At 36.4% G+C, this 14,690-nt stretch carries 16 protein-coding genes; 3 read left to right on the top strand and 13 right to left on the bottom strand.

Going from position 1 to position 14,690, the window contains the following annotated elements:
- Positions 1–17: 17 nt before the first annotated feature.
- A complete protein-coding gene (locus tag ACFSCX_RS22155) occupies positions 18–1,082 on the top strand; it encodes a metal ABC transporter solute-binding protein, Zn/Mn family (protein ID WP_377930424.1) in 1,065 nt (354 codons plus the stop codon).
- A gap of 380 nt (positions 1,083–1,462) precedes the next feature.
- On the opposite strand, the gene ACFSCX_RS22150 is transcribed toward ACFSCX_RS22155, so the two are convergent.
- Entirely contained in the window at positions 1,463–1,981 is a 519-nt protein-coding gene (locus ACFSCX_RS22150; protein ID WP_377930423.1) for a hypothetical protein, read from the bottom strand.
- Between the two features lie 168 nt (positions 1,982–2,149).
- On the opposite strand from ACFSCX_RS22150, the gene ACFSCX_RS22145 reads away from it, so the two are divergent.
- Positions 2,150–3,256, top strand: a complete 1,107-nt coding sequence (locus ACFSCX_RS22145) for an aminopeptidase (protein WP_377930422.1) — start codon at positions 2,150–2,152, stop codon at positions 3,254–3,256.
- 187 nt (positions 3,257–3,443) lie between these two features.
- Here the strand turns inward: ACFSCX_RS22145 and ACFSCX_RS22140 are convergent, their stop codons facing one another.
- The 4 genes from ACFSCX_RS22140 to ACFSCX_RS22125 form a co-directional block, all read right to left on the bottom strand.
- Positions 3,444–3,605, bottom strand: coding sequence for a DUF1540 domain-containing protein (locus ACFSCX_RS22140; RefSeq protein ID WP_377930421.1), 162 nt, complete (start codon positions 3,603–3,605; stop codon positions 3,444–3,446).
- Positions 3,606–3,673: 68 nt separating this feature from the next.
- Complete coding sequence (locus ACFSCX_RS22135; RefSeq protein WP_377930642.1) at positions 3,674–4,669, bottom strand: CobW family GTP-binding protein; 996 nt, start codon at positions 4,667–4,669, stop codon at positions 3,674–3,676.
- Positions 4,670–5,191: 522 nt separating this feature from the next.
- A complete protein-coding gene (locus tag ACFSCX_RS22130; protein ID WP_377930420.1) occupies positions 5,192–5,797 on the bottom strand; it encodes a hypothetical protein in 606 nt (201 codons plus the stop codon).
- Between the two features lie 16 nt (positions 5,798–5,813).
- On the bottom strand, positions 5,814–6,104 hold the full coding sequence (locus ACFSCX_RS22125) for a DUF2325 domain-containing protein (RefSeq protein ID WP_377930419.1): 291 nt from the start codon (positions 6,102–6,104) through the stop codon (positions 5,814–5,816).
- Between the two features lie 204 nt (positions 6,105–6,308).
- On the opposite strand from ACFSCX_RS22125, the gene ACFSCX_RS22120 reads away from it, so the two are divergent.
- The gene (locus ACFSCX_RS22120) at positions 6,309–6,464 is read left to right on the top strand and encodes a hypothetical protein (protein WP_377930418.1); all 156 of its coding nucleotides are present in this window, start codon (positions 6,309–6,311) and stop codon (positions 6,462–6,464) included.
- On the opposite strand, the gene ACFSCX_RS22115 is transcribed toward ACFSCX_RS22120, so the two are convergent.
- The 8 genes from ACFSCX_RS22115 to ACFSCX_RS22080 all read right to left on the bottom strand — a co-directional run bounded on the left by ACFSCX_RS22115 (position 6,448) and on the right by ACFSCX_RS22080 (position 14,632).
- Entirely contained in the window at positions 6,448–7,779 is a 1,332-nt protein-coding gene (locus ACFSCX_RS22115) for a cobyrinate a,c-diamide synthase (RefSeq protein ID WP_377930417.1), read from the bottom strand. The genes ACFSCX_RS22120 and ACFSCX_RS22115 overlap by 17 nt on opposite strands.
- A gap of 54 nt (positions 7,780–7,833) precedes the next feature.
- Positions 7,834–8,724: a metal ABC transporter permease gene (locus ACFSCX_RS22110; protein ID WP_377930416.1), complete on the bottom strand. Its 891-nt coding sequence runs from the start codon at positions 8,722–8,724 to the stop codon at positions 7,834–7,836.
- On the bottom strand, positions 8,725–10,086 hold the full coding sequence (locus tag ACFSCX_RS22105; RefSeq protein ID WP_377930415.1) for a metal ABC transporter permease: 1,362 nt from the start codon (positions 10,084–10,086) through the stop codon (positions 8,725–8,727).
- Positions 10,087–10,097: 11 nt separating this feature from the next.
- Complete coding sequence (locus ACFSCX_RS22100; RefSeq protein ID WP_377930414.1) at positions 10,098–10,847, bottom strand: metal ABC transporter ATP-binding protein; 750 nt, start codon at positions 10,845–10,847, stop codon at positions 10,098–10,100.
- A gap of 76 nt (positions 10,848–10,923) precedes the next feature.
- A complete protein-coding gene (locus ACFSCX_RS22095) occupies positions 10,924–11,865 on the bottom strand; it encodes a metal ABC transporter solute-binding protein, Zn/Mn family (RefSeq protein WP_377930413.1) in 942 nt (313 codons plus the stop codon).
- A 723-nt stretch (positions 11,866–12,588) separates the two neighbouring features.
- A complete protein-coding gene (locus ACFSCX_RS22090; protein ID WP_377930412.1) occupies positions 12,589–13,824 on the bottom strand; it encodes an MFS transporter in 1,236 nt (411 codons plus the stop codon).
- A 70-nt stretch (positions 13,825–13,894) separates the two neighbouring features.
- Positions 13,895–14,077 (bottom strand): hypothetical protein, encoded by a 183-nt coding sequence (locus tag ACFSCX_RS22085; protein ID WP_377930411.1) that lies wholly within the window; start codon positions 14,075–14,077, stop codon positions 13,895–13,897.
- Between the two features lie 96 nt (positions 14,078–14,173).
- A complete protein-coding gene (locus tag ACFSCX_RS22080; RefSeq protein WP_377930410.1) occupies positions 14,174–14,632 on the bottom strand; it encodes a VOC family protein in 459 nt (152 codons plus the stop codon).
- Positions 14,633–14,690: the final 58 nt, after the last annotated feature.

Genomic DNA, 14,690 nt, shown 5'->3' with positions numbered 1-14,690 from the left:
ATTGAGAGGAAAAAATCATGAAAAAAATATATGTATTATTTGTTCTTATATTGTCCTTAGGTTCATTCTTATTTGGTTGTGGAGCAAATGAAGAATCGGCAAAATCAAATGCTTCTGCAAAACTTAAAATTTATACGACTATATTCCCGCTTGAAGATTTTGCTAAGAAAATTGGAGGGGACCATGTTGAAGTTGTGAGTGTATTCCCACCAGGTGTTGATGCACATACGTTTGAACCAACTGCAAAAACAATGGTAGACATTGCAAAAGCAGATGGGTTTATCTACTCCGGTGCAGGTATTGAAGGATTTGTAGAAGCGGCAATAGATGCATTAAAAAATGAGAATGTAAAAATGGTGAAGGCCGCTGAGGGGATCGAGTTGGTTTCTTTAGGTGACCATGCTCATGATGATAACGACTCTGAGAGTGAATCTGGTCACGATGACCATGCTCATGATGATAACGGCTCTGAGAGTGAATCCGGTCACGATGACCATGCCCATGACGAGCATGACTCTACAGGACAAGAAGAAGGACATGATTCACATAATCATGGAGATTTAGATCCACATGTATGGTTAGATCCAACACTAGCCCTACAACTTGCAGATACTATCTTACATGCTTTAGAAGAACTCAAACCGGAAGCAAAAGAAGAATTCGAAGAGAATTTTGATACATTAAAGCAACAGCTTGAAGAATTAGATCAAAAATTCAAAGAAGCTGTAGAACATGCACCTAAGAAGGAAATACTAGTTGCCCATGCCGCATACGGATATTGGGAAACACGATATGGAATTGAGCAAATTAGTGTAACGGGCCTTTCACCTACGAATGAACCTTCACAAAAAGACTTACGAACTATTATTGAAACCGCAAAAAATCACAACATAAAATATGTCATTTTTGAACAAAATGTTTCTACAAAAGTTGCAGAGATTGTTAGGAATGAAATTAATGCGGAAGCGTTAACGCTTCATAACTTAGAGGCGCTTTCGGACGAAAACGTGAAAAATAGCGAAGATTATTTTAGTTTAATGGAGCGAAATATTGAAACGTTAAAGATAGCTCTAAGTCAATAAAGTGAAACTTCAATCAGTGGGGGTTTTCCTCATCCTCCACTGATTGTTAGCCTAGGCCCACATGATGTGGGTCACACAGACGTTGCCACAGGATGTGGCGATCTTAGTCTGTGTTCATATTATCGGGTTCTTACCGGCGCTTATCCCCCACTTAAACTTCTTAATTCATCCAAAGATTTGAAGTGGGGGTCTTAGCGCCAGTTGGAACGGGATAAATGTAGCTTCTCTATCTAAAACCCGCCTTCATCACAACAAAACGTTCAGTCAATGACTGAACGTTTTGTTAAATAAAAAAGCATATTTTCATTATTTATAGTTTAAACGAAAATGTAATGACACAGTTTTTTCCTGTTCAACTATTGCACCCTTTATTGTCACTCTTATTCATCCTTCATCACTCCTTCATCGAATGGAATGTTTTGATACTGTGTAACCCCATATTTTTTATACTTAATTTTTAATGTATTAATATCATCTTCAGCAATAGTACCATTGAATTTAACACGGAGTACTAAGTAAAAATCTTCGTCTACTTGAAAATCCTTAACATTTATTAAATCTTCATTAAGTCCTTCTTTCATTACAGTTTCTTCATCTAGTACACCAATTCTTTCTGTCCTTGCAATATAGGGTTCAATATGAATTTCATCATCATCTTTCGTTACTATTGTTCCATCCTTCTTTATAAATTCAACCTTTACTAGTAAGGGGTTTCCAATCCCCTCCCATTTAAAGTTATATCCCAAGTAGATAACATTGTTATCATCAAAATGTTCTTTTCCTGCTCTTGAATGACTCCACTTTGTGAATTCCCCGTCTCGACTAATATAATCAAAAGACCACCAAAAGCTGATAAAGAGTATGATAAATACAAACAGTATGACTATAATTTTCTTCATAGTAAACAAACCAGCCTCCATCTATATATTAACATATTATTCCAAGTATTCTTGTTTTACTGAAAAAAACCATACTATTTGGGAGAACTATAAAAAAGATAGTTAAAGGACTTTTGGCAATTTATGTCGAATTATTTATTTAGAACCTAAATAGTGGAGGATTTGATGATGGATATACGATTAAAAAAGCTTGCCGAGACAGTTGTTCATTATTCTCTGGATGTAAAGCCCGGTGAGAAGGTATTAATTCAAGGTTTAAATATTAGTGACTTTGACATTCTGTCACCTTTCATGGATGAAGTGTACAAGGCTGGAGGGCAAGTATTTATACATACAACCAACTATCGTACGAACCGAAAAATGATGCTAATGGGAACCGAGGAACAGTTTAAGTTAGACGCGAAGTTAAAACTTAATCAAGTGAAGGAAATGGATGCTGTTCTCGTTATTCTAGGAGAAGACAATGCATCTGAATATGCAGATATTCCAGCTGAAAAACGAGGCGTGTACAGACAAGCTTATAAGGCCGTTAGTGACGAACAATTAAAGAAAAAATGGGTCCTTTTTAACTATCCGACAAAAGCCTACGCACAGTTAGCTGGCATGAGCACTGACGCGTATGCTGATTTCCTATATGAGACGTGTACAATGGATTATAGTAATATGTCAAAAGCTATGACTGCTCTTGTTGATCTCATGGATAAGACTCAAAATGTTCGAATTGTCGCACCTAACACCGATCTACGTTTCTCGATCAAAGATATGAAATCAATTAAATGTGATGGAAAAATAAACTTACCTGATGGAGAAGTGTTTACTGCTCCGATTAAGGACTCAGTCAGTGGAACCATTACATTTAATACGAGGTCCATGTATAGTGGTCAAACCTTTAATTACATTCAGTTAACCTTTGAGAATGGCAAAATTGTTAGCTGTGAAAGCGATAATAAAGAGCAATTAGAAGCATTATTGAATACTGACGATGGTGCAAGATACATCGGTGAATTTGCAATTGGAGTTAATCCTTTCATCAACAGAATTATGAATGATATAGGATTCGATGAAAAGATTAATGGAAGCATCCATTTTGCTCTTGGTGAAGCATATGAGGAAGCAGATAATGGAAATAAATCAGCCATCCACTGGGACATTGTCCTCTTAATGAAGCCAGAGTTCGGCGGCGGAGAGATCTACTTTGATGATGTATTAATAAGCAAAGACGGCAGATTTGTCGTCGATACATTATTTGGATTGAATCCCGAGAATTTATTATAAAACCTAACATATCCTTTTAGGATAGGAATTGCATAAAAGCTGCGATCCTTTTCTTTTTTCTTCATAAAGATTGAAAAATATAAATAGTGGTTTTCAAATTTCTTTACCATTTATGAATAATAATGATAATTATTTTCAATAATAGAAATGAAGAGACAACCACCGTCATGGTTGCCTCTTCCACTAGTTATAAATCAGCTGGTTCAAACGTTTTACAATCCGTTTCTCCACTGCTTGAAGCACTCTTTTCTTTATGATTCACAACATAAATTTGAGTTGCTCCGCACTTGTTCTCCCCATTTATGTTGTGAACACAGCTGCTTACTTCACATAATACATCTTGTGCCATTTTAGAAACACCTCCTTCATGGTTAGGATAAGCAAGTTTCTGTTATCCTATTCAAACAGAGATGTTCTTTATACAACTGCTCTTTTAAACATTTCATTAAAGGAACTAACCAGATTCTCCTCATTAAACCCCATTCCAATTATCACAATGCTTGATGAAACCTTTGGATCTTTCACACGCTTGATTACAAAACGTCTTGAAGCATATTGAAAATCAAAAAAACCAGCTGACTCCTCTAATTGAATAATCCCTTTCCCCCGAAACACTTCCTTTGGAAGGTCATTCAGCCACTTTTCTAGCTGTATTCGATTTATGGGCTTCTGTACCTCAAGCTTGATTGCTTTTATGGCAGAATGATTCCCCTGATGATGTTCATGACTACAGGTTTCACCAGGACCATGATTACACATATGTTTTTCTCCATTTGAGATAATCGTTGTAAATCGTTCTGTTAAAAGTTCTTCGATATCTAAGTTTGCATGAGTCGTTTTTACTATCGTAATATTATGTGAAATAGCTTTATTGAGCAGCTTTTCTACTTTTTCTAATTTACTTGCAGAAACTAAATCCACCTTATTCAATAGAAGGTAATTAGAGTATTGTATTTGATCTTTCAAAAGTTTTCTAACTTCCTTTGAACTTGTAAAAATACTTTGATAATCCAAAAATTGACTAGCATCCACTATTCCAATTATGGATTGTAACTGAAAGGTATCTATGTAAGTTGGATCCGTTAATGCTTCAATTACTTCTATTGGATTTGCTACTCCTGTACCTTCAATAAGAAGTAAGTCTATTGGGGATTCTTTTTGTGTATGTAAAAACTCATCTAACGTGGATCTTAAGTCATCCTGAATGGTGCAACAAATACACCCATTTAAAAGCTCAACTATTTTTTCACTTTCTAATAAATGTTCCTCAACATTCGATTCACCAAGCTCATTTAAAATAACTCCAGCTTTGAGATTTTTCTGTTTACAATACGATAGTATATTCATAAGTACTGTCGTCTTTCCACTTCCGAGAAAGCCGTTTAACACATAAACGGGAATGGCATTTTCCATATTCAAGTTTCATCCTCCCTTTTTAAATCAAAATGATTACGCTTTAATCATATTATACATCTTCTCTCAACATTCCTCCATTTTTCTTATTTATTTAGCTCTTCTTTTAACATCAAAGGTTGATCATTTGTTATTGCATGTTTGGGAAAACTGGTTGGAGAGAACAAAAGGATCAGTGCTCCCCGTTGAGCCTAAGGCAGAGCAAATAACCCTAAATGTGAAAAGGGTGTTTTTCCCCTTTTACTCATTTAGGGTTATTTGACCAAGGAAAAAGTGATTTTGCTTTTTCCCTCGAGTAGGATGAAATGGCAAAGATCGTCGCCATTTCATCTTGGCTGGGTGCTGGAGTTGGATTCCTAGTCATTAGCTCATTCTATTGCTGAAAACTTTTATACTTTCTTCATAATTAGTAAAAACCAATCATAACAATTCGGAGTGGTTTCTGTTTAGGAGGTATTTAATTGTATATTAAAGTATATAACAGATCCCCTAGATAGTAATCTCTTATCATCGTTGAAGCTTCTATTTACTTATCGAATAGAAAGTACCTATAACTTCATGGTTCGGCTCATACTTAAGTTTCCTGCATAAATTTTCTACTGCCGTTTTAACATTAATCAGGCTAAAACGATATACATGACAAGTATAAAGACAGCAAAATTCTACATCTGTCGGTCTTTCAATAAAAGCATAGTAAGAGTAAATAGATAGGATATCAATCAATAGCTGGTAGTCCTCTTGCTTCCATAAAAACTTTTTTAAGAGAAATGATGAGCCTGTCCATTCTACTATCTCCAATTTTACTGACATAAAAGCTTTTAATTCTCTAATAAAGACTGGAGGTGATGGACTAACAGCACATACCTTTTTTTCCTTTTCACCTGGAAGTGCCTGTAATAAATGATTACTTATTATCGCTAAAGGAACGATGGAAGTCGCACACTTGAAATAAGGAGTCCTGTCAATACATTGTTGAATGGCTTTCATAAGGTGGATCGTATCACGTGAATCCCCCATATAATATTGTTGAATAATTTGGTCAATGGTGTGTTGGATTATGTACTGTTCAGCATCGAATTTTTGTTCATTACGCTGTGAGGAAGAGTGGCGAATTATATTTCTGCTCATTGAATTTCTCATAAAATTAGCTTCCTACTTTTAATCCTTCAATGACTGGATAAATGGAACTCCATGATCTTTTCACGAAATAAATAGGTTTATCTTTTTCCTTTGCCTTCTGTTTAATAACCTTAGCCAGATTATGATTCACATAATCAGTTAGAACAAATACGATATCAATTCCCTCAGGAATTCCCTTTTTTACAGCATTAACCTTTCTTCCATCGATATGATGGATTTCTCCAAAGCCTGTATTTAATAACTTATCAGTAATATTCCCTAAATGATCAGCACCTACAACCATCAATGATCTCATTTGATCATTCCTCCCATTTCCAATCTCTTATTATCACCATTTTAATTGAGAATGATTATCTATGTCAATGTAATTGATAAAAATTATCATTATCATTTATTTTCAACTTATGTATGATTTATTATTCACTGGTAAAAATAATGCATGGCAAAGAAAAAGAGTCGATTATAGACTCTTTTCAATTTTTTTATGAGGAGGATAAAAGTGAACAATAACATTCCTTTTTTTGAAGATTCTTTCGGAAATATATGGCATCGTGATTTCTCACCTGTTGATGAAACAGCGTCAAAATTAAGTAGCGATTTTACAGAAACGGATCTTTATGAGGAATTTGAAAACGAGTCTAACTTCTTTTTTTAAATAATTGAGCGTTCACTAGCCAACGATCAATTATCCTTGGACAAGATAAGAAATGAAAGTGAACATAGCCAGCTATGGTCTGATGAATTTGATAACCATTTGGATCATACGCTGGCTTTATCGATTCTAGTGGTGTGAAGGAGGAATGATGAAAAACCTGCCCCTTAACCAAACTATTTGAAAATATCGGGTTTTGCGGTGATCCCATTACTTCCCTATAACCAATCTCAACTAGCTGATGATTCATTTTTACAGTCCCTTTAAATATACCTACCATTGGAAAAACTCCCTCATCTGTTTCAATGGACTCTGCCAAGTACATAAAGCCACCACACTCAGCGATAGCTGGCATTCCTTCTTCAAGCAAATGTTGGATTGATGCTTTTGTTCTGTCATTATTGGATAGTTCCCGTGCAAATACTTCGGGAAACCCACCGCCTAGATACAATCCACTTGCCCCTGGAGGAACTTCTTCATTATTTAAAGGTGAAAAGTAAACAATGTTTGCTCCTCTTGCCATTAGAAGTTGTATATTATCCTCATAATAAAAATGAAAAGCAGCGTCTCTTGCGACAGCAATCGTGATATCCAATTTGGGAATCATTTCAAAGATATTAATCGAAACTTCAGGCTGTTTTTTCTCAGCAAGGAGGAGAATTTGATCCAGATCGATTGTTTCTGAGACAGCTTGTCCTAATTTTCCAATTAAGGTGTCAAGGTTTCCTTGTTCAACTACCGGAATTAACCCAAGATGTCGCTCAGGCATCTCAAAAGATGAATCATGAAGTAAATATCCTATTACAGGTACCCCGCACTCTTCTTCGATGGCTTGTTTCACAAGGAAATAATGACCCTTGCTACCTACACGATTTGCAATTACTCCAACAATCATCTCCCCACCCTTCATCATCTGAAAACCTTTTACAATCGCGGCTGCACTTCTAGCTACCGCCCAGCAATCGACGACGAGCAGAACAGGGGTATTTGTTATCTGACAGATTTCTGCTGTACTCCCTATATTAGATGTAGGTTCTTTTCCATCATAATAACCCATTACTCCTTCAATGATGGAAATAGCTGCATCTTTACTTCCATGCTGTAATACATTGTTCAATTGGCTTGCTGTTAACAACCAGCTATCTAGATTACGAGAAGGTCGCCCTGTCACATGCGTGTGAAAGCTTGGATCAATAAAATCTGGTCCACATTTAAAACCTTGAACAGTTAACCCTCGATCTATAAATGCCTTCATCATGCCAATAGTTATAGAGGTTTTTCCCACTCCGCTACTCATCCCCGCAATTGCAATCCTCATGACGTGCTCTCCTTTAAAATTAAAAGAGAGAAGAGTTCGTGTTTCTCTTCTCTCCTACATGTCGAATTTTTTATTTCTTAAATGATAACGCATGATCCACTTTGACATCAACCCGTGAATGGGTGAAAACACAAAGGTTAAGGCAAAGATAATGCCAACGACCATAGCCATAGAACCCGCAATCGATACATTAAACAAAACAGCTACGTAATATCCGAGTATGGCAGAAATGATTCCCACAACAGCAGCTAATCCTAGCATGACACTTAATCTATCTGTCAGTAAATACGCTGTTGCACCAGGTGCAATTAGCATCGCTACAACTAAAATAGCACCAACCGCATCAAAGGATGCAACCGTTGATATAGATACCATCCCCATTAACAAGTAATGGATAAACATAATAGGGAAACCTAAGGCAACAGCCATTTGCGGATCAAAAGAGCACACTTTAATTTCTTTGTAGAAAAGTCCGATTAAAAAGAGATTGATTACCAGGACACTCCCCAATAAATACACTGCTTTTGGTCCTATATCCACTCCATTAATCGTGATAACATCCCAAGGAACAAATGCAATCTCTCCCATAAGGGCATGCTGAGCATCAATATGAACTTGATCTGCAAAAAGAGAAATGAGAATAACTCCCACTGCGAATAAAGAAGTAAATACGACCCCTATTGCGGCATCAGACTGAACTCCACTAGAATGTAACACCTGAACAAGATAGGCTGTTAATAGCCCAACGATTAGTGCTCCAATTAGCATGTTAACTCCTTGAAGTGAATGACTAACAAGAAATGCGCCGACAATTCCAAGTAACACCGTATGGCTAATTGCATCAGCTAACATGGCCATCTTCCTTAAAATTAGGAAGCAGCCAATCATTCCACAAGATATTCCAACTAGGGAACCTGTTAAGATAATCCAGCCATCATAGCTCATTCACTCGCCCTCCTCGTTCATTGTTCTCTTTTCTACTTTTTTAATATTCATTTCAACAGTCGACCTGTTTGTACCATGTGCTAAAGCAGGAGGTATGAGCTTAGGTTTGATATTGTAAACCTCTAATAACTTCAAAAGCTCCGTTTTTTCTTTCTCTGGAAGATCAAGAAATGAAAGGGTATGATCACTCTTTAATTGCAAGTGAGCAAACCTCATCTCATTCATTACATACACTTCCATCAATCGATTGTTTAACACGATTTGATAAGCTTCTTTAAGCCCTGTATTTGTGAATCGATAATGATCGCTTTCAACCTTTGTGACTAGTCGATCCCTCACTAACTTTTGAAAACGCTGCTTTTTATTAGCTTGATTAGGCAATACATCAGGTAATATAAATGAAGCGAACGGCTCTTCCCTTGTTGCAAGTCTTTCACAAGCTTCATAAATTGCTTGCAAGACTTGTTGCCTTTCCGTTCGTTTTCTCATTTTGTAATATCGGATTACCTTCGTTAAAAGCCCTCTCTTTGGTGAGAATACTAATGAAATGATAAAGATGATGGTAGCTGCCACAATGATTAATGGACCTGTTGGCATTCGATTAGCCACTGCACTCAGTAATGTTCCAAGTACCCCTGATAACGCACCAATCGCTCCAGCAATGATAACCATATAATCTAACCTTTCTGTCCAATACCTAGCAGCAATAGCAGGAGTAATGAGCATAGCTGACATTAAAACGACCCCAACAGCTTGTAGACCAATTACAACCGCTCCAACAATCAATATCATTAATAACGTATTTAACAGCCCTACCTGTAATCCAATACCTTTTGCAAATTGAGGATCAAAGGTTATGAGCTTTAATTCTTTAAACAGTAAGAATGTGACCACAAGAAGACTACCGGATATGAAGATCATCATTCTAACATCTTGACCAACTAATGATGCGGCCTGCCCAAAAATAAAATCGTCTAATCCTGTTTGATTTCCATTATTCATTTGAGCAATAAATGTCAATAACACAATTCCTATCCCAAAAAATACTGATAATACGAGACCAATCGCTGTATCTTCTTTGATCCTCGAATACTCCGTGATCACATGAATGCAATAGCTTGCTAGTAGTCCAAGCAGGGCAGCTCCAACCATAAATGCTAATATAGATTTTTCACCTGTAATAATAAATACTAAACATATTCCTGGTAAGGCTGCATGAGCCATAGCATCTCCAATTAAGCTTTGCTTTTTTAACAAGGAGAAACTACCTAACACACCACTTGCTAATCCAAGTAAAAGTGTTCCCATTAGCACCCATTGAGTGTTTCGGTCTTGCAATAGTTGAATCAATGTGTCTATCATGATTCTCACCTCTACTCCTGTTTAACGAGAAAGTTTCCTTTTTCAAGGAATGCTAGTCTACCACCATACGTTTTTTGTAAATTATCGATTGTGAAAACTTCCTCTGTCGGTCCAATCGCAATTTTTCGTAAGTTTAATAACAATACCCAATCAAAGTACTCCTTTACCGTCTGTAAATCATGGTGAACTACTAAAACCGTTTTACCTTGAGATTTAAGTTCATTTAATAATGTGATAATGGCTTTTTCCGTTGCGGCATCTACCCCAACAAAAGGTTCATCCATAAAATAGACTGTTGCGTCTTGAGCGAGGGCTCTTGCTAAAAAGACGCGTTGTTGCTGTCCACCAGACAGCTGGCTAATTTGTCTAGTAGCGAATTCTCTCATCCCGACCTTATCAAGACATTCAAGTGCAAAATCAACGTCCTTCTTGCTTGGTCTTTTGAACCAACCGATATGACCATACCGCCCCATTAACACGACATCCAGCGCATTCGTTGGAAAATCCCAATCAACCGATCCTCTTTGCGGGACATACCCTACTAATTTCCGCTGCAATTTATAAGGTTTATCATAGATCGAAACTTCTCCTGAAGCTTTAGGTACTAATCCTAATATCGCTTTAATTAAGGTTGATTTACCAGCTCCGTTTGGGCCAACTATTCCAATCAAATTCCCCTCTGGAACAGAAAAGCTTACATCTTGAAGAACTGGCTTCCTTCTATAAGCTACAGTAACGTTATCAACTTTTATTGGTTCCATTTTTAACCTCCTGTTCTACTCACTCTAAAATAACTCGGATGAACAGTATCTCATCCTATTCGAGTGTGGATTCTATTTACTTAAGTGCAGATACAATGGTGTCAATATTATGCTTATACATCCCTAGATAGGTACCTTCTTCTGTTCCTTCATCACCCATTGCGTCACTAAATAGCTCTCCACCAATCGTGACGGTATGACCTTTACTTGCTGCACCCTCAACAATCGCCTGAATCGAGCGATCAGATATACTTGTTTCTATGAATACAGCTTTAATCTTTTTATCTACTAACAGTTTTACTAAATCCTGAACATCCTTTAATCCATATTCCGAGTCAGTACTAAGCCCTTGTAACCCACGGACTTCTAAGCCATAGGCATTTCCAAAGTAACGAAATGCGTCATGTGCTGTTACTAGTACTCTAGCGTCTGAAGGAATCAATTCAATTTGCTCTTCAGCATATTCTTTCATTACTTTTAATTGTTCAATATAGGCATCTGCATTTTCTTTGAATGTACTCTTATGGTCTGGAGATAGTTTAGATAACTCCTCTTCGATCGTTTCAACAGTATAAATCCATAAATCAATATCAAACCAAATATGTGGATCATGGTATTTTGGGTTTTGTTCATCAGATAATAGCATTTCTTTTGGGACACTTTCTCCTACTGCAACAGTTGGCTTATCCTTTGCCATTTTTTCAAAGATTTCACCCATTTTTCCCTCTAAATGCAATCCATTGTAAAGAATAATATCTGCATTAGAAAGCTTTTGGATATCGCCTTGCGATGCATTATAAAGATGCGGGTCAACCCCTGGACCCATTAACGAGTCAACTGCAACTAAATCTCCGCCAACATTTTCAACAACGTCTTTGATTTGGGCAATTGTTGTCGTTACTCTAATTTTTTCTTCACCGCTGTTCCCCGTTGTTTCATTAGGCGTTGAACAACCAACGACCATACTAACAACTAGACTAAGCACCCCGACCATTTTAATCAATACACTTTTTCTCATCTTTCCCGATACCTCCATTTTTTGTTCAAGCTATAAATGTTTCTCTAGTGCAACTTTTAAGGTAAAAAAATTTCTTCTGCTCCATACGATATGCAATAATTAGTTTCGTGTGAATAAAAGAATTTTATTAGTGACATTTTTATGGACAAATAACAAAAAGTTTCCCTAATACAAAATTTAAATCCTAATCTAACTTTTGTCAACCAAAAAATTTCAACCATTACTTAGTGGGACAAGAGCCAGATCTTGTCTAATGCGTCTATTCTGAAAGGAAAATCGTTTCGTAGTTGTCGGCTTTTTTACCATTTGTAAAATAGTGGAAACGCAATGAAAAATCGTTGATTATTGGATTCTTTGCTCTAAAAATAATTAAAATAGTTGAAATGCTCCATTTTTTCGTTTGCTTAGTAAAACTGATCGAATCCTACACTAGAGGAGCATTTCTTTTCTGTATTAATTGGCGATCTAACACATTTTTAAAATCTTAGGATATGATTTATTAATTAGAACAAAAGGCTCAGGGCGCCCCTTTTAGCCTTAGGCAAAGCAAATGTTCCAAAATGATAAAAAGAGCGCACTTCCCGTCTTACTCATTTAGGGTTATTTGACCTCGAGTAGCTGGGTGCTGGAGCAGGATTTCTAAAGCACATCGTATGAAGGAATAAGATACAATCAAAACGTATCATTTCTAATTCATAAAAAAATAACCAGACCATTGTCTGGTTATAACATAGATTCACTCTGTTCGTTTTCCATGGAAGGACCTACTCTTTTAAAATGAAGGTATACAAGTCCAAACAAGGACGAACAGATAAGAAAAGCACCCGATAAAATATACACGAGTCGAACTCCAATTAAGTCCGTTAATGCTCCAATCCCTAGGATTGAAAAAATAAAAATAAGTTGTATCAACGTAGATTTTGCCGAGAGAATTTTAGTTAACGTATTCTCATCCACACTATTTTGATACATCGTTTCTTGAGCTATATCTCTTAATTGATAAGATGGCCCCATTAGTAACACTAACAGTAATGCGATGATAGGGACGGATATAAAGCCATAAATGAACGTAAGAATTCCAAATGTCATGGATCCTACTAACATTGCGATCGTTAATCTCCCTTTTAGATAAGAATTAAAACGAATAATTAGGATGCCTCCTAAAATTGTGCCTAAATAGTATCCGCCGTTAATATATCCCCACCATGTCTCCCCTTTTCCTAAAGCATCTTGTACATAGGTTAATGTAACGGCTCCAATCCAGATCGTCCCAACCCAGGCTTCGATTAAGTCCATAAAAACAAGAATTCTAAGTCCTTTATGTTTGAAGAGATATTTCCATCCAACTGTTAATCGACTCATAAAGGCTTCGTTTGGCTGAATTTCATGTTGTTCATTATTCATTTTTATTAGAAGTAAACAAACAATCGTCAGAACACATAATCCGATTGAAATGAATAGAGTGGTGTGTATCCCTGCGATGGCCAGTAATATACCACCAAATGTCCAACCCGCAAATAAAAATGTTTGATCCACACTCGATAACAGACTATTAGCCTTGACTCTACCATCTACGGGTACAATCGATCTGACAAGGGTTGATTTGATTGGTGTAAAAAATCCGTTAAAAAACGATATCAAACCTAATAGCATAAAGATAATTCCAATATGAACAGATGTATCTACTTGAGTAAATAGTACATACAACACTATCAGTAGAATGAATTGTACCGTTTGAGAGAATAATAGTAATTTCGGAAGTTTAAATCGATCAGATATCATTGGTAGCATTATATGACTAATCATTCGAAATATAATACTGATTAGCGTTACTGTCGCTGCAATGGTGGTTGATCCTGACTTATTATAAAGGTGTAAAACAACAACCATCGTATAAAGTGCAAATCCTAAATTTGTTGCAGTTTGGCTAACTAATACAGCGTAGAAAGAACGATTCATGTTGCTCAACCTCTCATTTCACTTCAAATAAGAGAGTCAAGAAGTCCCCTTCTTGACCCATTTACTCAATTTATTTAAACATGGACTGCATCTTTCTTCTCTTTCGATAAGACGTAATGCTAACATTTGCTTCAGTTTTTGAAGCGTTTGAATCCTTTTTTAATTCTACCTTAATATCATTATAATCTTCCAGAATAATTTGACGTTGCCAGTCTAACTGTTTTTCCATACTATCTTCCTCACCATCTATCAAGATCAATCTATCCTTTTAGACGAAGCGTCCTAACGAAAAGTTTCAAATTTTTTACAATAGTACGATAGTTTTTGAATAAAATTAGCTTTGGTTCCTTCATCCCTTGACCCGCTTCTCCCAATCCTCAATAACGTATTTGGTTGTATCAAGTCTATATTCGGCTGGAACCTCAATAAAACACATAAACTCTAAGCTATTCCCATCAGGATCTTCAAAATATACAGACGCATTTCCTTGGTAAGGTCTAACAAACGGCTCTACAAAAAAATTTTTTCCAAAAGGCTTTGCCTCAATCTCTCTTTCTTTTAACCAGTCTACTGATTGTTTCATAAACTCGTAGCTTACCCTAAATGCTATATGCCGTAGCGAAGGATGGTATGGAGTATCAACTTCCTTACCTTCCCAAAGGCCGAGCCAACTTTTTTCCTTCTCAATCCAAAAAAAAGCAGTATCTTCATCCTTCCAGGCTAATTCTAGACCTAACTTTTGATAGAATTCAATTGATTGCTTTAAATTACTGATAGGTAAATGCGCTTCAAAAAGTCCTTGTATCATTCGTTCTCCTCCGTTCAATCTGTTTTCTTGTCTTTATCATAACAAGAATAATTACAGA

It is taken from the genome of Bacillus salitolerans, from assembly GCF_042680805.1.
Lineage (GTDB): Bacteria > Bacillota > Bacilli > Bacillales > SA4 > Bacillus_CJ > Bacillus_CJ salitolerans.
The sequence above is the reverse complement of the archived record's forward strand: the minus strand, read 5'-3'. Positions and strand labels throughout refer to the sequence as shown.